The 21,370-nt window shown below is 72.6% G+C and carries 18 protein-coding genes; 7 read left to right on the top strand and 11 right to left on the bottom strand.

The genetic code is table 11. From position 1 onward, the window contains the following. Nucleotides 1–27 precede the first annotated feature (27 nt). The gene (locus AB0C01_RS29670; protein WP_357241437.1) at nucleotides 28–708 is read left to right on the top strand and encodes a DUF4272 domain-containing protein; all 681 of its coding nucleotides are present in this window, start codon (nucleotides 28–30) and stop codon (nucleotides 706–708) included. A 2-nt stretch (nucleotides 709–710) separates the two neighbouring features. On the opposite strand, the gene AB0C01_RS29665 is transcribed toward AB0C01_RS29670, so the two are convergent. After that, on the bottom strand, nucleotides 711–1,559 hold the full coding sequence (locus AB0C01_RS29665) for a putative RNA methyltransferase (RefSeq protein WP_357241440.1): 849 nt from the start codon (nucleotides 1,557–1,559) through the stop codon (nucleotides 711–713). Between the two features lie 148 nt (nucleotides 1,560–1,707). Here AB0C01_RS29665 and AB0C01_RS29660 point away from each other — a divergent pair, with 148 nt between their 5' ends. After that, on the top strand, nucleotides 1,708–2,781 hold the full coding sequence (locus AB0C01_RS29660; protein ID WP_357241443.1) for an adenosine deaminase: 1,074 nt from the start codon (nucleotides 1,708–1,710) through the stop codon (nucleotides 2,779–2,781). Between the two features lie 6 nt (nucleotides 2,782–2,787). Here the strand turns inward: AB0C01_RS29660 and AB0C01_RS29655 are convergent, their stop codons facing one another. Further along, nucleotides 2,788–3,081, bottom strand: a complete 294-nt coding sequence (locus AB0C01_RS29655; RefSeq protein ID WP_357241446.1) for a hypothetical protein — start codon at nucleotides 3,079–3,081, stop codon at nucleotides 2,788–2,790. Nucleotides 3,082–3,584: 503 nt separating this feature from the next. Here AB0C01_RS29655 and AB0C01_RS29650 point away from each other — a divergent pair. The 4 genes from AB0C01_RS29650 to AB0C01_RS29635 all read left to right on the top strand — a co-directional run bounded on the left by AB0C01_RS29650 (nucleotide 3,585) and on the right by AB0C01_RS29635 (nucleotide 8,659). Continuing rightward, nucleotides 3,585–7,190, top strand: a complete 3,606-nt coding sequence (locus AB0C01_RS29650) for a nitrate- and nitrite sensing domain-containing protein (protein ID WP_357241449.1) — start codon at nucleotides 3,585–3,587, stop codon at nucleotides 7,188–7,190. After that, a complete protein-coding gene (locus AB0C01_RS29645) occupies nucleotides 7,187–7,591 on the top strand; it encodes a roadblock/LC7 domain-containing protein (protein ID WP_030329023.1) in 405 nt (134 codons plus the stop codon). The genes AB0C01_RS29650 and AB0C01_RS29645 overlap by 4 nt, the downstream gene beginning before the upstream one ends. Nucleotides 7,592–7,689: 98 nt before the next feature. Then, nucleotides 7,690–8,064, top strand: a complete 375-nt coding sequence (locus AB0C01_RS29640; RefSeq protein WP_124820399.1) for a DUF742 domain-containing protein — start codon at nucleotides 7,690–7,692, stop codon at nucleotides 8,062–8,064. Between the two features lies 1 nt (nucleotide 8,065). Further along, nucleotides 8,066–8,659, top strand: coding sequence for an ATP/GTP-binding protein (locus AB0C01_RS29635; RefSeq protein ID WP_007455465.1), 594 nt, complete (start codon nucleotides 8,066–8,068; stop codon nucleotides 8,657–8,659). 255 nt (nucleotides 8,660–8,914) lie between these two features. Here the strand turns inward: AB0C01_RS29635 and AB0C01_RS29630 are convergent, their stop codons facing one another. Together AB0C01_RS29630 and AB0C01_RS29625 are read right to left on the bottom strand one after the other, a co-directional pair. Further along, entirely contained in the window at nucleotides 8,915–11,392 is a 2,478-nt protein-coding gene (locus AB0C01_RS29630) for a transposase (protein WP_357572735.1), read from the bottom strand. A 39-nt stretch (nucleotides 11,393–11,431) separates the two neighbouring features. Beyond that, nucleotides 11,432–12,394 carry a DNA primase gene (locus AB0C01_RS29625; RefSeq protein ID WP_357572701.1) on the bottom strand — a complete coding sequence of 321 codons (963 nt, stop codon included), beginning with the start codon at nucleotides 12,392–12,394 and terminating at the stop codon, nucleotides 11,432–11,434. Between the two features lie 160 nt (nucleotides 12,395–12,554). Here AB0C01_RS29625 and AB0C01_RS29620 point away from each other — a divergent pair, with 160 nt between their 5' ends. Continuing rightward, complete coding sequence (locus tag AB0C01_RS29620) at nucleotides 12,555–12,896, top strand: helix-turn-helix transcriptional regulator (RefSeq protein ID WP_357241455.1); 342 nt, start codon at nucleotides 12,555–12,557, stop codon at nucleotides 12,894–12,896. Nucleotides 12,897–13,012: 116 nt separating this feature from the next. Here the strand turns inward: AB0C01_RS29620 and AB0C01_RS29615 are convergent, their stop codons facing one another. From AB0C01_RS29615 to AB0C01_RS29585, 7 genes are all read right to left on the bottom strand, one after another. Next, the gene (locus AB0C01_RS29615; RefSeq protein ID WP_357241458.1) at nucleotides 13,013–13,687 is read right to left on the bottom strand and encodes a permease prefix domain 1-containing protein; all 675 of its coding nucleotides are present in this window, start codon (nucleotides 13,685–13,687) and stop codon (nucleotides 13,013–13,015) included. A gap of 69 nt (nucleotides 13,688–13,756) precedes the next feature. Then, complete coding sequence (cydC, locus tag AB0C01_RS29610) at nucleotides 13,757–15,652, bottom strand: thiol reductant ABC exporter subunit CydC (RefSeq protein WP_357572700.1); 1,896 nt, start codon at nucleotides 15,650–15,652, stop codon at nucleotides 13,757–13,759. Further along, entirely contained in the window at nucleotides 15,649–17,325 is a 1,677-nt protein-coding gene (cydD, locus tag AB0C01_RS29605) for a thiol reductant ABC exporter subunit CydD (RefSeq protein WP_357241464.1), read from the bottom strand. The genes cydC and cydD overlap by 4 nt, the downstream gene beginning before the upstream one ends. Beyond that, nucleotides 17,322–18,329: a cytochrome d ubiquinol oxidase subunit II gene (locus tag AB0C01_RS29600; protein ID WP_357241467.1), complete on the bottom strand. Its 1,008-nt coding sequence runs from the start codon at nucleotides 18,327–18,329 to the stop codon at nucleotides 17,322–17,324. Before AB0C01_RS29600 ends, cydD begins: the two co-directional genes overlap by 4 nt. Before the next feature lie 18 nt (nucleotides 18,330–18,347). Next, on the bottom strand, nucleotides 18,348–19,601 hold the full coding sequence (locus tag AB0C01_RS29595; protein ID WP_357241470.1) for a cytochrome ubiquinol oxidase subunit I: 1,254 nt from the start codon (nucleotides 19,599–19,601) through the stop codon (nucleotides 18,348–18,350). 200 nt (nucleotides 19,602–19,801) lie between these two features. Continuing rightward, nucleotides 19,802–20,707, bottom strand: a complete 906-nt coding sequence (locus AB0C01_RS29590; protein WP_357241473.1) for a M56 family metallopeptidase — start codon at nucleotides 20,705–20,707, stop codon at nucleotides 19,802–19,804. A 10-nt stretch (nucleotides 20,708–20,717) separates the two neighbouring features. Next, nucleotides 20,718–21,215 carry a BlaI/MecI/CopY family transcriptional regulator gene (locus tag AB0C01_RS29585; protein ID WP_357241476.1) on the bottom strand — a complete coding sequence of 166 codons (498 nt, stop codon included), beginning with the start codon at nucleotides 21,213–21,215 and terminating at the stop codon, nucleotides 20,718–20,720. Nucleotides 21,216–21,370 lie beyond the last annotated feature (155 nt).

Genomic DNA, 21,370 nt, shown 5'->3' with positions numbered 1-21,370 from the left:
CGGCGCGAGCAGACAGGAAGACCCGCCGTGACCGTTGCTGCTCCCGACCCACGCGAGGTGCGCGAGGCGAGCCTGGACGAGCTGTCCCGGCTCGGTCTGCCGTTGCCGCCGGCCCAGTTCCCGCTGGTCTGGGAGCCGGGTGACGAGATCGACCTGCGCCCCACTGTGGAGATCGAGGCGCGGATCGCCGTGCTGCACCTGATCCTGGCGCGCTGCTTCGGGATGCCCCCGGAGGCGGCGATGAGCTGGCTGCTCGGCTCGCACCTGGTCGAGATGGTCACACCGCCGGAGTGGCAGTTCGTGATGGGCGGCAAGGGCGACCACCGCTCGTTCGTGCTGCACCACGACGCGCTCTTCGCCCTGGCCTGGGTGCTCGGGTTGAGCAAGCAGCTCGACCCGACGCTCGCCGTCGACGAGCGCCTGGTCGAGCGGTTGCCGCACATCGCCGAGGGAGAGACGTTCCCGCACTGGCGGTCCCGGATCCTCACCGCGCCACAGCACCCGGCCGACGCGGCCGCCCTGCTCGACCTGCACTACTGCCTGGACTGGGCGTACCTGGAGACCGAGCGCGGTGGCCTGCGGGCGCCGGGCCTGATCGACGCGAACGCGATCGGGCAGCGCCGCTGGGCGCTGGAGTGGGCGGTGATCCTGCGCGGGCCGTACCACGACGAGCCGCCCGGCTGGGAAGAGGTCGACCTCTCCACCTGAGCTCAGCGGGGTCGGTAGGCGTCCACCCGCACCGCCACGGTGACCCGGACCGGTTCGGGCAGCGCGGCCAGCCGGGTGGCGAGCGCGGCCGGATCGGTGTGCCACGCGCTGGGGCCCATCCCGACCACGGTGGTGACCTCCGGCCGGGTCAGGGCCAGCTCCGCCCGGTGCACCGCCGAGCTGACCGCGGTGAAGTGCCCGCCCAGACTGCCGGTCACCCGGTCGGCCTTGTCCGGATCCACCCGCAGCAGGCCCAGGGCACCCACCAACTCGCTGAGGTGGTCGGTGTCGGGTGTGACCACCAGCAGGGTGCCGGCCGGGTCGAGCACGCGGTGGAACTCCGGGCCGTTACGCGGGGCGAAGACGTTCAGCAGCACGGCGGTCGAGGCGTCCGCGAGCGGCAGCCGCTGCCAGGTGTCGGCGAGCGCCGCGGCGGCCCGGGGGTGCGCGCGGGCCGCGCGGCGCAGCGCCGGCTTGGACACGTCCAGGGCCAGACCCACGGCGTCCGGCAGCGCCGCCAGCACCGCGCCGAGGTAGCGGCCCGTGCCGGCGCCGGCATCCACCACCAGGGGGTACGCCCCGACGTCGGGCGCGGCCCGACTCGCGGCGGCGGCGAGGGCGGCCGAGATGACGTCGTAGTGCCCGGCGGCCTGGAATTCCGCACGGGCGGCGACCATCTCGGCGGTGTCACCGACGTGCGGGGACCGACCGGTGAGCAGGTTGACGTAGCCCTGGCGCGCGATGTCGAAGCTGTGCCGGCGCGGGCAGCGCAACGCCCTCGTGTCGGTGGCCTGCCCCAGTGGGTCGCCGCAGACCGGGCAGCGCAACCGGTCGAGGATGCGTGGGTCCACGTCAGGCCGCCGCCGAGCGGTGTCGCGGGCGGCCCCTCACCGCGGTGCTTCCATGCCGTTCAGCCTAGTTCGGGCCGATCCGGGCCGGGTCGGGACCTCAGGCGACCTGCCACCCCCGGTCACCGCCGTCGCTGGCTAGGGTCTGAGGATGGTCGCAACTATCCGGTACGAGGACATTGTCAAGGTTCCGAAGGCGCTGCTGCACGACCACCTGGACGGCGGGCTACGGCCGGCGACGATCGTCGACCTGGCCGCGGTGGTGGGCCACGAGTTGCCCACCACCGATCCCGAGGCGCTCGGACGATGGTTCGCGGACGCCGCCAACTCCGGGTCCCTGGAGCGTTATCTCGAGACGTTCGCGCACACCGTGGCGGTCATGCAGACCCCGTCCGCGCTGCGTCGGGTCGCCCGCGAGTGCGCACTGGACCTGGCCGCCGACGGGGTGGTCTACGCCGAGGTGCGCTTCGCCCCCGAGCAGCACCTGGAGCAGGATCTGACCCTGGACGAGGTCGTCGAGGCGGTGCTCGCCGGGTTCGCCGAGGGCACCGCCCAGGCCGTCGAGGCGGGCCTGACCATCCGGGTGGGCACACTGCTCACCGCGATGCGCCACGCGGCCCGCTCGCAGGAGATCGCGGAGTTGGCCGTGCGGCACCGGGACGCCGGGGTGGTCGGCTTCGACATCGCCGGCGCCGAGGCGGGCTTCCCACCCACCCGGCACCTCGACGCCTTCGAATACCTGCAACGGGAGAATTTCCACTTCACCATCCACGCCGGCGAGGCGTTCGGTCTGCCGTCGATCTGGCAGGCGATCCAGTGGTGCGGGGCGGACCGGCTCGGCCACGGGGTCCGGATCGTCGACGACATCGCCCCCGACGGCTCGCTCGGCCGGCTGGCCGCGTACGTCCGGGACAAGCGGATCCCGCTGGAGCTGTGCCCCTCGTCGAACGTGCAGACCGGTGCGGTGGCCTCGATCGCCGACCACCCGATCGGCCTGCTGCGGGACCTGCGGTTCCGGGCCACCGTCAACACCGACAACCGGCTGATGAGCGGCACCTCGATGTCGCGGGAGATGTCGCTGCTGGTGGAGACGTTCGGCTACGGCTGGAAGGAGTTGCAGTGGTTCACCATCAACGCGATGAAGAGCGCGTTCATCCCGTTCGACGAGCGACTGCGGATCATCGATGAGGTGATCAAGCCGGCGTACGCCGAACTGCTGGCCTGATCCCGCTCAGCCGTGCGGGTGGCCAGCGAGCAGGCCGGCCACCCGACGCAGCACCTCCCGGGCACGGGCCGCCTCCGCACCCAACCCGGTCTGCCGACGCAGCACCGCGGGCTCGGCCCGCAGCAGCGCCACGCCGCGTCGGACCAGCACCCCAGGCGCCTTTCGCTGCTCGGACAGGTCGCGGGCCAGCCGGCGCAGGAAGGTCGCACCGCGCGGCCGGCGCAGCGCGTACGCCCCGGCGAGCAGCCCTCGGCGTCGGCACTCCTCGACAATCTCGGCCGCGAAGATCCCTTCGGCCACGAAAAGTGGCGATCCGGCGAGATCAAATGACCGGGTGGCCACCCGTCGATCTGCGCCGATCGCATAAACCGGCACATCGGCTCGACCGTCGCGAGCTAGTCGAGCAATGATTTCCACCGCACTGGGGGCATCCCAGGACTGTGGTGATTCCCAATCCACCTGGTCGTTTCGTCGTGGCAACGTAGGGTCATCGCCGTCTTTGTAGAAGTCGTCCAAGCAGAGCACCGGTAAGCCGGTTTGCTGCGCTATGTACGACTTCCCGGACCCCGAAGGGCCGGCGAGCAGGACAACGCGGTGCGGATGTTTCATTACCTTCAGTTACTCCGGCCAGACGGACTGCTATCAAATCGCATCAACATCTCATCACACCTTCGGTAGGTGACAACCTGGGCTTTCTTCTTGTCGACGGGCGTGATGGAATCTCGGGGGTCCGACCCGCCGGGTCGGTCGCTGGGCGTTGCCCGGAGGCAACGCGTTCAAGCTGTAATCGCGAGGGCGGTGACGTGAGCAAACGGCCAAAGACGGCGGGCTCCTTCCTGTCGCGGCTGCGCCGGCCGGCCAGCCGGCTCCGGGACATGCCGATCTGGTCCAAGCTCGGTCTCATCATGATCGTGCCGACCATCGCCACGGTCGTGGTGGGCACCAGTGGTCTTGTCGACCACGTGGAGACGCTCAACAATGCCAACCGAGCTGGCGACCTGGCCAACCTGTCGAGTTATTCAGGTGACCTGGTCGACGCTTTGCAGGATGAGCGGACCGCCGCCGTGCTGCTGCTGGCTGCCGACGGAACGCAGCCGACGGCGCAGTACCAGGAGGCCTACAACCGGGTGAACTCCCGGGTGGACCAGGAGGCTGGCCCCTACCGGGAGCAACGCGCCGAGGTCGAGGACCTGCCGGGCAGCCTCGAGACGCTGCTCGACGGCATCGACCAGAACCTCCAGGACCTGTCCGGCGTCCGCAGTCAGGTGTTCAACGGCAAACTCGCGCTCACCGAGACCGTCCAGGCGTACGAGGGTCTGATCAGTGACCTGCTCGCCATCCGGGACTCGGCCACGCAACTCGCCGGCGACAACGACCTGAGCGACCGGATGCGCGCCGCCGCGGCGGTCGCCCGGGAGAAGGAGTTCCTCGCCGCACGCCGGGTCGTGGTGCACCGCGCGCTGGGCGTCAAGGGTGGTCAGCGCCTGACCCCCGCGCTGCGCACCGACTACATCGCCAGCGGCACCGGCCAGCAGCAGGCGCTGCAGAGCTTCAAGGCCGTCGCCACCCCGGAGGACGCGAAGTTCCACGACCAGACGGTCGCGGGCGGTGACCGTCGGGAGGCCCAGAACTACACGGGCTGGATCGACGGCAACACCACCGGCGACATGCGCGGTGCGCCGTTCGGACCGGACCAGTGGGAGGCCGCCATGACGGCCAACGCCAAGCTGATCCGCACCGTCGAGAGCAAGCTCGACGGCGAAGTGGTCACCGGGGCCGACACCCTCCGCTCCGACGTCCAGCGCCAGGTGTTCGTGGAGACCGGCCTGCTGCTCAGCATGCTGCTGCTGGCCATCCTCTTCGCGTACCTGGTCGCCCGCTCGATGGCCCGTTCGCTGCGTGAGCTGCGGCAGGGTGCCCTGTCCGTCGCCCAGTACGGCCTGCCCCAGGCAGTGGCCCGACTGCGCGACCCGCAGGTCGTCGGCCAACTCTCCCCGGTGCAGTTGGCCAACCAGATCGCCGAGCCGCTGCCGGTCCGCAGCAAGGACGAGTTCGGCCAGGTGACCGAGGCGTTCAACGCGGTCCACCTGGAAGCCGTCCGGACGGCCGCCGAGCAGGCCGCGCTGCGCGCCTCCGTCGCGACCATGTTCGTCAACCTGGCCCGCCGTTCACAGATCCTCGTCGACCGCCTCATCGGGCACCTCGACCGGCTGGAGCGCGGCGAGGAGGACCCGGACCGGCTGGCCGAGCTGTTCCAGCTCGACCACCTCGCCACCCGGATGCGCCGCAACGACGAAAACCTGCTGGTGCTCGCCGGCGCCGACTCCACCCGCGTCCAGCGGGAGCCGGCCGCGCTCATCGACGTGCTGCGCGCCGCGCAGTCCGAGGTCGAGCACTACACCCGCATCGAGTTCGGTGTCATCGACCGCGACATCGAGGTCGCCGCGCACGCGGTCAACGACCTGGTGCACCTCGTCGCCGAGCTGTTCGACAACGCCACCGCGTTCTCGCCGCCCGACTCGCAGGTGATGGTCGAGGCCCGCCGGGTCGGCGACCGTTCCTCCCTCTACGTCGAGGACCGCGGCATCGGCATCAGCGCCGAGCAGTTGCAGGACCTCAACGAGCGGCTCGCGACGCCGCCGCAGGTGGACGTGGCGGTGTCCCGGATGATGGGCCTCGTCGTGGTCGCCCGGCTGGCGTCCCGGCACGGTGTCCGGGTCGAACTGCGCCCCGGCTCCGACCGCGGCACGGTCGCCGACGTGACCCTGCCCACCTCGGTGCTGGTGCCCCGGGCGCTCTCCGGCCGGGTGCAGCAGCCGCCGGCTCTGCCTGCGGCTGGCGGCCCCCAGCACGGTGGGCCGGCGCCGGTCTTCGGCGCGCTGCCCGCACTGGGCAACCACCCGCGCTCCAGCGAGTCCGGCAACCAGGTCACCCTCGGCGGTCGACCGTTCGAGCCCGCGTCGCGAAACGGTGCCGGCGTCCCCGCGAACACCGGTGCGTACGGTTCGATGCCGGCCTGGTCGGATCTGACCGGTGCGGCCGGGACGAACGGTGTCAACGGCGGCGACGGGTTCACCCCGCGGCCGGCCGGCGACGGCTTCACCCCGCGGCCGGCCAACGGCCAGCCGATCGATCCACTGCCGCAGCGCCGCTCCGGGGACGACACCCCGTCCACCGGCCAGCAGCCGTCAATTCCCCGGCAGTTGCCGAGCAGCCCCGAGACGCACCCGTACTCGGCGCCGCCGGTCTCGGCCCAGCCCTACCCCGGCGCGCCGGTCTCCGCCTCGCCGGCCTCGGGCCAGCCGTACTCCGGACAGCCGTACTCGGGCGCGCCGTACGGCGGTCCGCCGGTGTCCGCCGCCCCGGCCTCCGGTCAGCCGTACGGCGGTCCGCCGGTGTCGGCGTCACCGGCCTCCGGTCAGCCGTACCCGGGTCAGCCGTTCTCGGTGCCACCCGCCTCCAGCCAGTCGTTCAGCGGGTTCGCACCCCGATCCGCGCCACCGGCGCAGGCGCCCAACGCCCCCGCACCGCCGGCCTGGCCGCCGGTTCCGGGCGGCGACCGGGACGCGGTGACCCCGCCGGTGCCCGAGCGGTTCGCCGCCGCTCTGGACATGACGACGGAGCTGCCGCGAGTGCCGCGACCCGGCGAGCAGCCGGCCGCCGCAGCCCAGCCGCCGGTACCGGCGCCCGCTCCGGCACCGGCACCGCAGACCCGGCCGGCGCCGCAGCAACCGCAGGCGCAGAACCGGCAGCGGTACGCGGACGAGACGATGGAGCTGCCGATCTTCCGGGAGCTGGAGTCGGCCTGGTTCCGTACCCGTCGTCCGGGCTCGGAGGAGTCCGCGACTGGTGCCCAGCCCAGCACGAACGGCGACACCGCGACCCAGCAGTTCGCCACGGTCGAGGCCACCGGTCGGACAGTCCACAAGACACCACCCGGGACGACAGGTAACACACCGATGGCAGACACTCCGATGGCCGGAGGAGCGCCGCGGGACAACGGCTCGACAGCGAGCGAGGGCACCCGCCCCAGCCTCGCCGAGAGCCTGCCGAACCGCCGGCCCCAACCGCAGAGCAACGGCTGGCAGACCGCAGCTGACGATGGCTGGCGTGCCGCCTCGGCAGCGGCCGGCGCGGTGCCGGTGAGCGAGACCACCACTACCGGCCTGCCGAAGCGCAAGCCGATGGCGCAGCTCGTGCCGGGTGCGGTGGAGAAGCCCGCCACCTCGGTCCAGCGCCGTTCCCCGGAGGCGGTCCGTGGACTGCTCTCCGCCTACCACCGGGGCGTGCAGCGAGGGCGTAGCACCTCGGACAACCCGACCAGCCCGGAGGCGACTCCGGGAGGGCAATCCTCGCAGTCTGGCTCAGGCCCGGTGGCCGGGAGCGGGCAGAAGGAGCAAGAAGGATGACAACTACGCAGGATCTTGGTTGGCTACTGGCCAACTTCGCCGACCGGGTGCCCGGCGTCGCGCATGCGGTCGCCGTCTCGGCGGACGGCCTACTCCTCGCGTCGTCACGGGATCTGCCGCGCGACCGGGCGGATCAGCTTGCCGCGATCTCATCGGGTCTGGTCAGCCTGACCCAGGGTGCAGCCCGCTGCTTCGAGGGAGGGGCGGTGTTGCAGACCGTCGTGGAGATGGACAATGGCTTCCTGTTCCTGATGTCCATCTCGGACGGATCGTCCTTCGCCGTGCTGGCCGCCCGCAGCTCCGACGTGGGCCAGGTCGGCTACGAGATGGCGCTGCTCGTCGACCGGGTGGGCGACGCGCTGACCCCGCAGCCGCGTGCGGCTGCGGGCATGCTGGGCTGACGCCTCGCCGATCGTGAGGTCGGCACGACTGCAACGACGACAACGACGGGTTTCACCGGTGGGAGCCGGAATCGGGTACGAAGGAGGTGAGCGGCGAGATGGCCGATCGTGACGAACCAACCGGAGCGTTGGTCCGTCCATACGCCGTGACCCGTGGTCGTACCCGTCCCCGGCTCGACATCGCGCTGGAGGCGCTCGTCGAGACGACGGTGCGCGGCCGCACCGCTGCCAATGGCAACGGTGGTGGTCGCGAACACCAGTACATCGCCGCGCTGTGTGACGGTCGTGTGCAATCGCTCGCGGAGATCGCGGCGCGGATGCAGCTCCCGCTCGGTGTGGCCCGGGTGCTCATCGCCGACATGGCGACGGACGGCCTGGTCGCGGTCCACGAGCCGACCATTTTGGACGACTCCGACGACGCGGTGGGCACTGAACTGCTGGAGAGGGTGCTGAGTGGACTTCGCAGGCTCTGACATGTCGCACCGCCCACCGAACCCGAGTGGGCGCGTGACGTCGGCGAAGATCGTTATCGCCGGTGGATTCGGCGTCGGCAAGACGACGCTGGTCGGCTCGGTCTCGGAGATCACGCCGCTGACCACCGAGGCCATCATGACCTCCGCCGGCGTGGGCGTCGACGACACCCGGCAGGTGCCGGGCAAGACGACGACCACGGTGGCTATGGACTTCGGCCGGATCTCGATCGACCGTGACCTGATTCTGTACCTGTTCGGTACGCCGGGTCAGACCCGGTTCTGGTTCATGTGGGACGAACTGGTCCGGGGTGCCATCGGTGCGGTCGTGCTGGTGGACACTCGCCGGCTGGCCGACTGCTTCGCGGCGATCGACTTCTTCGAGCACCGACGCCTCCCGTACCTGGTGGCGATCAACTGCTTCGACGGGATGCAGTACCACGACCCGCAGGACGTTCGGGACGCCTTGGCGATCTCGAGCGACGTGCCGGTGGTGGCGTGCGACGCCCGTAACCGGGAGTCGACGAAGCACGTGCTCATCTCGCTCGTCGAGTACGTGCTCACCATGCGCCGTACGCGCGCGGTGGCCCCGGCCTGATCGGGCACCGCAGGCCCGGTGGTGGCTCCGGCGGCCACCGGGCGTTTCGCCCTGCCCGTCGTGCTGCTCGTGCCGGCGGGCACCACACGCCGCCCTCCTGAGATCTGGAAGATGTCCGCCTCGCTTCGGGGCGTGTCTCTGCCGCGGTCTTCGAGGGGCGGCGTCTTTGTGTCCACCGGCCCGTCACGCTGACGCGACCGCGCCCCCAGTCGACCGACTGGGGGCGCGATTCGTGTGGTGGAAGAGTGCTGACGGTCAGGACTGGTAGCCGGCGGAGCGGTACTCGTACTCCCGGTCGTCGTCACGGTCGCCGTGGTCGCGGCTGAAGTCCCAGCCGCCGGCTGCCTCGCGGCCCGGCCGACCGCCTACCGCGAAACCGCCGATCTCCTGCCCTCGACGCCAACCGCGGAAGTAGCCCGTGGTGTTCTCCGCGAGGCTTGCCGCATCACGCACTATCCGCAATGGGCGCTCCTCGCGCAGCGGGGAACCAGGGACCAGGTTGGCCTGTGGCACGCGCTTGGGCAGCCCGGCATTGGTCTCGGCACCCACCGCGGGGCGAGCTGCCTGCTCGGCGGCCTGCCACCCGGTGTCGGCCATTGTCGACCAGTCCAGGTCGGTCTCCTCGGCCTGCCCCACGAACCAGGCCGACTTGGCCTGCGCGAAGATCAGCAGGTCGCCGTCGCCCTCGTCGGCGACCGGTGGGGGCCGGTGCTCGACCGGCGGCGGACGGTGCTCCAGCGGGGGTGGCCGGTGCTCCAGCGGTGGAGGCCGGTGCTCCACCGGGGGCGGTGGCCGGTGTTCGGCAGCCCGTGCGGCTGCCCGGCTGTTGCGGGCAGCCTGCTCCCGGTCGACCAACCGCAGTGGAGGCGTCTCCAGGTGCGGGTCCGCGGGCGGGTTGAGCCCCTCGCGCAGCGCCCGGTCAGCGAGCGGCGGTGGCTCCACCAGCCGCAGCATGGGGGGCTCCTGGGGCAGGTCGTCCGCCAACCAGGGCGGGGTGACCCGACCGTCGGCGCGACCCGGGTCGGTGGCAGCGTCGATGCCGCGGCCGCCGCCGTAGGAGTAGGCCGCCGGGTTCTTCGGCGGACTGTCGGCCGGGTCCTCCGGGTTGTTGACGAGCGGCCAGTTGGCGCGGGAGCCGGGCGGCGCCGACTCCTGACCAGGCCGGGGGGTCGGCACCGGAATGCTGAGATCGGTGGCGCTGAACCCGCCTGTCGGCGGCTCGTCGACGGGGCGCTGCAGGTGGCTCGGCCGGGGCTCGCCGTTGGTCTTCGGACGGGGTGGGATGACCGTACGCTGCCGTTCCGCGCGCGCGTGGTTGATCGCGGCGGTGGTCAGCGTCGGCCGGAACGGCTCACCGGCCTCTGCCGGGGGCACCAGGCCCCGCTGCGCGGGTGCGATCGGAGTGATCCCGGGCGGCGGGGGAGGCGGAGACGAGACCGGTCGGTTGGTCGGACCGTCGATCCGGTTGGAACTCTGCTCGGTGCGCCCGGGCAGCGTGGGCGTCGGCGGACCGGCCATCGCTGCCGGTGCCATCGGTGCGGGTGCCACCGGCGGAGGCGTGACCGGCGGTGGGGCGACCGGCGGCGGCCCGAGTGGACGGGGGGACGCCAGCGGTGCGTTACCGGGAATCGGCTCGGGTCGGCTGCGCCGTCCGATGGCGGGCGCGGGCTCGACCGCGGGCGGGGTGGGTCGGACCGACCGCAGACCGGCGCCGGTGCCGGCCAGGCCGGTAAGCCCCGCGTTGTTGCCGGCCAGGCCGGTCAACTCGCCGACCGACTCGCCGCGACGGGCAGCGGCACGGCGACCAGGCGCCTGGGCGGGCGTGCTGACCCGGGAGCCGAGCGCGCTCACCAGCGCCTCACAGCCCGCGTCACAGGCCCGCACGGCGGCGACGGCCTGGCGGACCGTCTCGGCCACCGCGGACGTGAGCGCCCGGTTGACCGCGGCGCGGCGCGGCGTCTCGGAGATGGCGACCCGCAGTGCGGTGACCGCCTCGTTGATCTCCTCAGCGTCGGCGACCCCGTCGGCGGCGAGGTGCGCGGCGATCGCATCCGCCGCCACCGACACCTCCCGGCCACGGGCGACGGTGCCGCCGAGCATGCCCGGCTCGGGCAGCGCGTCCAGCACCGCCAGCGAGACCGGCTCCGCCGGATCCGGGTACGCCCGCAGGGCCGCCGGGTAGAGCTCACGCAGCACCTCACGCAGCGCCACGGCGGCGGAGTGTCGACCGCTGGCCAGGGCGGCGTGCGCGGCGAGCACCTGCTTGTAGCCGGCGAGGTCCCGGGGTGCCGGCAGGGTGACCGCGGAGAGCGCGCCCGCCTGCAACGCGCGGGCCAGGCCGACGGCCCGTCGTTCGGCCGGAGGCGACTGCATCTCCTCCAACGAGTCGTCGTCGGCGAACCGCTCGGCGAAGTCGTCCACCGAGTCGTCGTCGGCAATGGCCAAAGGTCGACCCGCCGCGCTCAGCAGCGAGGTGACCGTGTGGTCGTCGCTGTCGGCGGCGATGGCCGCACCGCTCGGCCCGCCTGACCGCTCCACGAGCAGCGCGACGAGCTGGGCGTAGCCAGCGGCGTCGTCGCTGATCTCGCAGACATGCAGCAGACGGCCTGCGTCGTCGACCACAGCGGACGTCAGCGTCGAACCGGCGGAGGCCGGTCGGTCAGCCGGATCCGCCGAGGCCAGACCGCAGTAAACGCGCACGAGCGCCACGGCGTCGTCCTCCTCCCGGGACAGGTCTTTCCTCTGCCAGCAACTGATGCTCCCCGGTACGGGTCAGTCGCGCCAGTCCACCACCGCAGAGATCTTGCCGACAATGGTGCGCCAACCCAAACTCGCGGTCTGCGCGCCGATCTTCTTCAGCCGCCGCCGACCCATGAAGGCGCCGATCCCACCGTTGGCCGTGGCCCGCAGCGCCTCGTCCAGGTCGTCGAGGCTGGAACCGGCGGAGAGCATGTCCAGGACCGCAGGCAGCCGCAATGCGTACGAGATGTCACGTGCGACCTCGCCGGCCTCGATCAGCAGGGTCGAATCCCAGGTGTCGTGACCGCCGCGCAGGTTCTCCACGACCAGGTCGAGTTCGTAGGTGTCCTCGTCGAGCGGAGCGATATCGGCCGGCTCCACCCGTTCGGCCAATTCATTCCAGCTGTCCAGTTGGGACAGATCATTGGGAGCGCCGGACCGGATGAAACTGACCAACGACTCGGGGGTCTTGAACAGCAGCAGCTTGCCCCGGTTGCTGAGGAAGACCGGCACCTCCTCGTCGTCCTCGTCGTCGGCCTCGTCCGCGTCGGCCTCTTCCGCCTCGTCCTCGTCGGCCGTGGCCGTGGTGGCGTCGCGGCGGCGCGTCGACTCGTCCTCGTCGCTGTCGGCGAACTCGTCGGCCAGGTCCTCGTCGAGGATGACGACGGTCTCGTCGTCCTCCTCCTCGACGACCTGACGGCGGGCCAGGAACGGGTCGTCCTGGTCGCGTTCGGTCACGTCGGTCGGGGTCAGCGAGCTGGCCGGCCGGTACGCCCGCAGCGTGAAGCCGGTGCCGGCGGGCAGGGCGATCTCCACCGGATCGATGCGCAGCTCGTCCCAGAGCGACCGGTCGACCGAAGCCGACGGGCGGTCGGTCTCCTCGGCCTCATCTGGCTCGGCCGCGCTGGTGGTGTCGTCGAGCTCGGGCTCGTCGGCGTCGGGCCGTTGGGGCGACTGGCGGGCCACGCTGACCTCCGTGTGCTTCGGGTTGCCCACCCGCCGGGGTCTCTGTCCGGCGAGTGACTCTGGGCACATACCCTAGTCGGCGGCCCTGGGTGACCGATGCCCGCACCCCGGTGGCCGGCTGGCGCACGGGTTCGACCTGCTGGCGGCTGGCGCTGGCGAACGGGCCGATCGACAAGTAGCGTAGCTACGCATGAAGGCCCAGTCGTTGCACGGCCATCTCGACGCTCTGCTGCTCGCCGTGCTGGAGCAGGGCGAGCAGCACGGCTACGCCATCATCGAGGCGCTGCGTGAGCGCAGTGATGGCAGCCTGGATCTGCCCACCGGCACGATCTATCCCGCGCTGCGTCGCCTGGAACGCGCGGGGCACGTGGCGAGCACCTGGAGCACGGTCAACGGTCGGGAACGGCGGACGTACCAGCTCACCGACTCCGGCCGCCGCGCGCTGGCCGGAGAGCGCGCCGGTTGGCACGAGTTCCAACTGACCGTCGGCCGGTTCCTCGATCCCGGCGGCCCACCCGTCACCCCGGCCTGACCCGGTCCGTCGAGTTGGCGTCGACCGGCCGGGCCGTGCCCGACACGGGCGAGAGGCGCGGCAGGCGCCGGCCGGGCGGGCATGGCCAGCGTGCGGGGTAGAGCAGGCGGCGCGGGTCAGCGGGCGACGGCCAGCAGCCAGCCGCGCGTCGCGCGGGTCAGCGAGAAGTACGCAGCGCCCACCAACACCGCGCCGATGATCATGGGTGGCCAGCTCAGTGCCGCATCCCAGAGGCTGAGGGACCAGGTGAAGAGGGCGCAGCCGGCCACCATGGCGAGCGCCAGCAGGCCGGTCAGGCCGGCGCCCACCGCGCGTTGCGCCACGAGCAGGCCCGGCCGTGTCGAGCGGGCGCTCGCCGCGACCACCAGCAGACCGGCCACCGAGAGCAGCAGCGTGCTCATCCAGATCCAGTCGACCGAGTTGGAGAGCAGCAGGTAACCGGCTGGCGGGCGAGGGCCGTCGCTCCAGCTCGCCCCACGCCAGGTCAGATCGCCGGCGGCCACCCCCACCCCGGCAACGGCCAGCATCCGCAGCGAGAGGCCCCGCAGCGCGCCCACCGCCAGCTCGGCCTGCCAGGAGGGGAGCAGCTGCGCCGGTGAGCCGAACTCGACCACCGCGCGGCGCTGCGCCTCCGTGGGCGGCACACCGCTCTCCTCGTACGCCTCGACGGCGTCCAACAGCCCGTGCCGGGCCTCGGTCAGCAGGTCGGACTTGAGTCGCGCCGGCCCCTGCAACCGGGCGGCCAGATCCCGCAGGTGCTCGTCGACAGACACATCCTCACAGCGCGGCATGCCACCACCCTGCCACGGACTCCGGAGCCCCGACGTCGGGGAGAACCCTGGTCCGTCCCCGAACCCCGGTCAGGGCGTGAGCGCCAGATAACCCCGTTCGGCCGCCGCCTGGAGCAGCCACTGGTCCCGGTACCAGCCGTCGGTGGCGACCAGCTCGGCGTGCCGACCGCGCTGGATCACCCGACCGCTGTCGAGGACGACGATCTCGTCCAGCTCGGCGAGCCCGCTGAGCCGGTGGGTGATCAGCAGCACCGAGTGCCCGGCGGGGGTGGCGGTGAGTGCGGACGCGAGCACCGTGTCCGCGGCGGACGGGTCCAGCCCCTCGGTGGGTTCGTCGAGTACCAGCACCGGCGGCGCCGCGAGCAGCGCCCGAGCCAGCGCCAGCCGCTGCCGCTGGCCGCCGGAGAGCTGCCCGCCCTCCTCGCCGACGAGCGTGTCCCAACCTGCCGGCTGGGCGCGTACCCACTCGAGCAGGCCGGCCGCCGCGGTGGCCGCGGTCAACTCCTCCTCGCCGGCCCCGGCCCGCCCGAGCAGCAGGTTCTCCCGCACCGTGGCATGGAAGACGTACGCCTCGGCGAGCAGCCCGCCGACCGCGCGGGGCAGGGCCTCCTCGGCGTACGCCGACAGGTCCCGACCGTTCAGCGTGACCCGGCCGGACACCGGCCGGACGGTGCCGGTCAGTACGGCGGCCAGGGTGCTCTTGCCGGCGCCACTTGGGCCGACCACCGCGATCCTCCGCCCGGCCGGCAGGTCCAGGTTGACGCCGTCCAGGGCGGGTGCCGCGCCGGCCCGGTACCGCACGGTCACGTCGTCGAACCGCAGCTCGAATGGACCGGTCAGGTCGGTGCTGCCGTCGGTGGCCGGTCGAGTCGGCGGGCCGGCGTCGAGCAGAGTGGCCACCCGGGCCAGGGCGGGCCGCAGCTGTGTCCACTGTCGGGCCGCCGCGACCAGCGCCAGGGTCACCTCGACGGCGGCCAGCGCGCCGACGGCGAGGACGCCCACCAGCACCCCGGGCACGTCGGCGGCCAGCGCGGCCAGCACCACCGCCGCGGCGGTCAACCCGGCGGTCAGCACCCCGGCCGCGTCCACGGCGAACCCGGTGGCGGCCAGCCGTCGTTCCAGTCGGGCCAGCCGACCGGCGCGCTCCTCGGCGGCGTGCAGCGCACCGTCGGTGGCCCCGAACGCGGCCAGGTCGGCAGCGCCGTGGGTGAGGTCGATCGCGTCGGTGGCCAGTGCGCCGCGCAGCGGGGCGACCTCGGCAGCGCTGCGGCGGGTGACCGCGGTAGCCAGTGCGGGCAGCGCCGCGCCGGCGATCAGCAGGCCGACGGCGAGCGCTCCGGCGGCCGGGGGCGAGATCAACGCGGCCCCGGCGACCGCCAGCACACCGACCAGGGCCGCCGCCGAGCCCGGGACCAACACCCGCAGCAGCAGGTCCTGGACTGCCTCGACGTCGGAGACGAGCCGGCTCAGCACGTCTCCCGAGCGGTGTACGGCGCTGCGGCGGGCCGCGAGGGTGGCGAAGACCTGGGCCCGGACGTCGGTGATCATGCGGAGTACCGCGTCGTGCCCGGCGAGCCGCTCGGTGTAACGCAGCACGCCCCGACTGATCGCCAGCGCCCGGACCGCGACGATCGCCACGGTGAGCCGGTCCAGCGGGGGTTGACCGGCAGCGCTCATCAACAGCCAGGTGGCCGTGGCCATCAGGGCCAGCCCGGCGAACTCGGTGGCCGCCGCGAGCAGCCCGGCGCCGACGAGGCGGCCCAGGTAGGGCCGGGCCAACCGCAACACGGCCCGCTCGGCGGCGACCCGCCCGCGCGGCGCGGTGTCGGCGGTGCCCGGCACGAGCGGCACGGTGTCGGCGGTGCCCGGCACGAGCGGCGCGGTGTCGGCGGTGCCCGGCACGAGCGGCGTCGGGTCGACGGCCGGCGTCGTGTCTGCCGGGTCCGGCCCGGGTGCCGCGCTCATCGGGACACCTTTCCGGTCGGCTCGGGTGTCAACTCGGTGACCTGGCCGTCCTCGACGCGCAGGATCCGGTCGGCGTCGGCGAGCAGCGCCGGTCGGTGTGCGACCAACAGCGCGGTCCGCCCGGCGACCAGACGGCGGGTGGCGTCGAGCACCACCGCCTCGGCGGCGGTGTCCAGCCGGGCGGTGGGTTCGTCGAGCAGCACCACAGGTGCGGCGCGCAGGAAGGCCCGCGCCAGCGCGACCCGCTGCCGCTGCCCGCTGGACAGCCCGTGGCCGCGTTCGCCGAGCAGGGTGTCCAGGCCGTCTGGTAGACCGGTCACCACGTCGTCCAGGGCGGCGTCGCGCACCGCCGCGGCCAGGACGTCGGGTGGGGTGTCCGGTGCGCCGAGCCGGATGTTGTCGGCCAGCGAGGCGGCGAAGAGATGTGCCCGCTGCGGTACCCAGGCGAGCTGCCGACGCCAGGCGTCCGGGTCGGCGGTGGCGAGGTCGACCCCGTCCACGGTGACCCGACCGCTGGTCGGGGTCACGAAGCCGAGCAGCAGACCGAGCAGGGTGCTCTTGCCGGCGCCGCTGGGTCCGATGATGGCGATCCGTTCGCCGGGCCGGATGGTCAGGGTCACGTCCCGCAGCGCGGTGGTCCGCTCGTACGCCACGGTCACGCCCTCGAACCGGATCTCACGCCGGGCGTCGGGAGTGGTGGCGCCCTCGGCGGCGCGGGGTGCGGCGGGCGCGGCCGAGATGGTCAGCGCCTCGTCCAGCGCGGCGAGCCCCTCCATGCTGGCGTGGAAGCGGCTGCCGGCGGACCGCAGCGGCAGGTACGCCTCCGGGGTGAGCAGCAGCACCAGCAGCGCGGTCTGCAGGGCCAACCCGCCGCCGAGCAACCGGATGCCGACCGGCACCGCGACAAGTGCCACCGAGAGGGTGGCGACCAGCTCCAGCACCAGCGCGGAGAGGAACGCGATCCGCAGCGTCTTCATGGTGGCGACGCGGTGCCCGTCGGCCATCCGGCGCACGATGTCGGTCTGTGCCCGGGCGCGCCCGAACGCGCGCAACGTGGGCAGCCCGGCGACCATGTCCAGGAAGTGGCCACCGAGCAGGGACAGCCGCCGCCACTGCCGTTCGGTGGCGGCCTGCGCCTGCCAGCCGAGCAGTGCGCCGAAGACCGGGATCAGCGGCAGGGTCAGCGCGATGATCACCGCCGAGCTCCAGTCGGCGAAGACGACCCGGGCCAGCACCGCCAGCGGCACCGTCACACTGAGCACCAGCTGCGGCAGGTACCCGGTGAAGTAGGCGTCCAGCGCGTCCAACCCGCGTCCGGCCAGGGTGGCGATCTCACCGGCCCGCTGCCCGGCCACCCAGCCGGGGCCGTGCCGGCCCACCGCGCCGAGCAGGTCGGCCCGCAGCGCGGCCTTGACCGTGGCGGCGACCCGCGCCGAGACCGTGCCCTGCGCCCAGACCAGCGCCGAGCGGGCCGCGACCGCGATCACGAAGCCGGCCAACGCCTGCCGATCCAGCCGACCGTCGATGGCGGTGGCCAGCACCGACGCGAGCGCGGTGGCCTGCGCCACGATCAACCCGGCGGCGACCACACCCAGCACCGCGAGCACGGCAAGATCGCGCCGGGCCGCGGGGACCCGGCGCAGCAGACGCGGGTCGAACGGACGGCGGCTCACCAGTACACCGGTGCCCTACCGTCGGTCCGTCCTCGGAATACCCACCAGCACATCGCCTGGAAGCCTAGTAGAGCCGGAAGTAGCGGCAGCGCCACCCAGCCCAGCAGCCGCAGTGTCGGTGCGCTGGCGGCCGCGTCGGCCACCGTCAGCGAGGCCCCGGGGTCGGTTGTGGACACCAGCACGTAGGGCCAGAGGGCCGCGCCTACCAGCACCACCGGCAGCGCCAGGGCCGCGCCGGTGGCGACCAGAGCCCACCCCGGCCGCCGCCGCGCCAGCGCCGCGCGGGCCGCCAGCAGCGCCGCCACGAGGAGCACCGGCAGGAGTACGGCCAGCGTCGGCCGCTGGACCGCGTCGCGTACCCGGGCGGAGAGCAGGCCCACGACGGTGGCCAGCGCGACCGCGGTGAGCGCCACCGGCACCAGCCGGCGGGCCGTGCGGTCGACCACGGCGGCCTCGGCGGCCGGCAGTCGCAGGGTGAGGAAGGTCGCACCGTGCACGGCGACCAGGGCGACCATCGCCAGCCCGGCGGCGGCCGCGAACGGGGTGGCGAGGTGCGAGACCCCGGCGACGTGCCCGTCGGCCTGACGGGGTACGCCCTGGAGCAGCGCGGCGAGCACCACACCCCAGCCCAGTGCGGCGAGTGCGCTGCCGATCGTCACGATGCGGTCCCAGCGGGCGCGGATCCGCTCGTCGGCGTGCCGGCTGCGCAGTTGCACCCCGGCGGTGACCAGGATGACGCCGACCAGAGCGCCGGCGACGGCCGGATAGCAGCCGGCGAGCAGCTCACCCTCCAGTACCGGAAACGCGCCGAACAGGATGCCGACGGCGGCCACCAGCCACACCTCGTTGCCGAGGAAGAACGGGCCGAGCGCGGTGAGCGAGGCCCGCCGCCCGGCCGGGCTTCCGCCCCGCGCGAGCAGCAGTCCGACGCCGTAGTCGTAGCCGGCGAGCACCAGATAGCTGGCGAAGAAGAGGCCGAGCAGGGCGTACCAGGCGAGGTCCACGGTCTTCTCCTCAGATCCTCAGACGAGTGCGGGTTCGGGACAGGCCGGCTCGCCGGGCGGCAGCGGCGGGCGGCCGAGCGCCGGGTCGACCGCGCCGCGTTTCGCGTACCGGGCGAGCAACACCCAGTTGGTGACGGCGAGGGCCCCCAGCAGCAGGCTGAAACCGACGAGCGAGGCCAGCATCAGCGGGGCGCCGACCGGGGAGACCGCCTGCTCGGTGGGGAGCAGCCCGTACGCCACCCAGGGCTGCCGGCCCACCTCCCGGGAGATCCAGCCGAGGATCACCGCGACGAACGGCAGCGGCAGGGCCAGCAGGATCAGCCAGAGCGGGAAGCGCAGCCGGACGATCCAGTCGCGGAAGAGCAGGGGCAGCAGCAACCAGAGACAGCCGAGCGTGAGTCCGGTCAGGATCATGAAGCCCAGCCCGACGCTGGCCAGCACCGGTGGGGTGTAGTCGCCGGGGCCGAACCGAGCGGTCCACTCGGTGATCTGCGCCTGGGCCTCCGGCCCGTTGCCGCCGAACTTGGTCGGCTGCACGCTGCCGACCGGACCGAACTGGGCGAAACCGAAGCCCTGCACCAGGCTGATCGCCAACGCCGAGGTGACCAGGCCGATCCGCAGCGACGTGCGGAAGAGCGCGAAGTCCGGGGTACGCCGGATCAGGTGCCACGCGCTGACCGCCGCCATCAGCATCCCGCCGATCAGCAACGCGGCCGACACCACGTGCCCGAACGCCATGCCGAGGGTGGGGTTGGTGAGGAGCGCGCCGAAGTCGGTGAGGTGGGCGATCCCGTCGCGGACCTCGTAGCCGACCGGGTTCTGCAACCAGGAGTTCGCCACCATGATCCAGAAGGCCGACGCGTACGCGGTGATCGCCACGCCCCACAGCAGGGCGAGGTGGACACCCTTGCGGAGCCGGTGCCAGCCGAAGATCCACATCCCGAGGAACGTGGACTCCAGGAAGAACGCCACAAGCGTCTCCAGGGCCAGCGGCGCGCCGAAGACGTTGCCGACGTAGCGCGACAGGCCACTCCAGTTCAGCCCGAACTGGAACTCCATCACGATGCCGGTGGCGATGCCGAGCACGTAATTGATCACGTAGAGCTGGCCCCAGTAACGGGTCAGCCGCTCCCACTTCGGGTTACCGGTGAGCACCCAGGCGGTCTGCATCCCGACCAGCAGGGTGACCAGCCCGAGCGTGACGACCACGAACAGGAAGTGGATCGAAGTGGTGGTGGCGAACTGCAGGCGGGCGAGGAGCAGGGTGTCCATGGCCGGCTCTCCGTACTGTTGGCTCCCTTGTCGTAGCCACCCTACACGTAGTTTCTCTACATGTCTGACTACTACGCGGTGTCGTAATGCAGTCTACGACATCACGTAGTAGATGTACGAACGGCAAGATCGCGCTCGAACCAAGATGTAGTGGCCTCGTCGGCCGTGGATGCCACTCGATCCTGGATCGAGCGCGATCTTCAGCTCAGGAAGAGAGTGATCGGGAGGGCGGCCAGAGTGGTGGCGACCGCGAGGGCGGTGGCGCCGAGCACCCGGGGTGGCCGGTCGCTGACCAGGAGACGCTGGACGCGTACGTCAAGATCGCGGTCGCCCAGGCCCAGCGCGCCGGTCGGGGTGATCCGGTGACCGGCGGCGGCAAACCGGCGTAGCGCTCCCGCCAACGGCGCCTCGGCGTGCAGCTCGCGGGCCTTGTCGTCGGCCCGCATCTCGACCAGGAGGGCGACCCGCTCGTGCGCGTCGCGAACCCAGGCGAACCACGGCAACGCGCGGCACAGCGCGGTGAACGGCAGTAGTACCAGGTCGTGCCGCTCGTGGGCGTGCGCGCGCTCGTGGCTGAGCACCGCGGCCAACTCGGCCCGATCCAGCAGGTTCAGCGTGCCGGCGCTGACCACCACCTGCGGCTTGACGCCGGGCAGGCAGTACGCGGCGGCACTCGGATGGTCCAGCACCAGCGCGCCGGGCGCGGCTGGATCGTCCCGGGCGACCAGGGAGAGCAGGTCCCGGTGCCGACGCTGGGCGCGTACGGTGCCGTGGATGCTGCGCGCGGTCGTGGTGACCAGCACCGCGCCGATGCCGAAGCCCACCCCGACACCGGCAAGGTGGAAGGTGCTCATCCCGGCTGGCAGGGTGCCGTGTCCGAGGTCGTTGGCGAGGGCGAGCAGTGCGCTTCCGGTCGGCAGGTCGTACGTGCTCAGCCCGAGCGCCATCGGCAGGCCCATCGCGGAGAGGCCGAGCGCCAATCCGACGGCCTGCCAGCAGATGATCGCGACTCGGGGGCTGCGCCACGTCCAGGTGGAGCGGGCCAGCACCTGAGCCGTCAGATAGCAGGCCAGCATGGTGGCGGCGAAGTGCACGGCGTAGGCCATGGCGCTCGCCCTACCGCTCCGCTGCCTCGCCGGCAGGTCGCCGGCCCGCCGGCCCGTCCACCCGGTCGGTCAGGTCGGCACCCGACCCGGCCGGGCTCGGCGCGTTCGGTCCGGCGGCACCCGTGCCACCGGCGGCGGTGCCCAGCCCGGCCTCGTTCCCCAGCGCCGCGCGCAGCACCTCGGCCTCGGTGCCGGTGACCGAACGGGCGAAGCGCACCAGCGCGGCGTCCCGGCTGCCGCCCAGGTCGAGGGCGTCAAGCATGAGTTGGGCGATGTGCGCCTCGCGGCTGGCCGCTGGCCGGTACCGCCAGGCCCGACCTTCGCGCTCGCGCTGCACCATGCCCTTGCCGGCGAGCCGGTCCAGCACGGTCATCACCGTCGTGTACGCCAACTCCCGGCCATCGAGCGCGTCGGCGACCTCGCGCACGGTCACACCATCCGACGTGCCGGGGACCACGTCCCACAACACGTCCATCACCGCACGCTCAAGATCGCCCAACCGAGTCACACCGTAATCCTACCCCCGGTAGTAGACCCCCACCCCTCCCACCTCTCGCCAACGGTGATCATGAGGTTGACCGGGCCGAGCGAGATCAAAAACCCCGTCAACCCCATGATCGCCACCGCAACCCAATCCGAGGCAGAACCCGTGAGCTGACCCAC

The sequence above is a fragment of the Micromonospora sp. NPDC048905 genome (assembly GCF_040649655.1).
Lineage (GTDB): Bacteria > Actinomycetota > Actinomycetes > Mycobacteriales > Micromonosporaceae > Micromonospora.
Note: the sequence above shows the minus strand (reverse complement) of the source record. Positions and strands in the feature narration are given on the sequence as shown.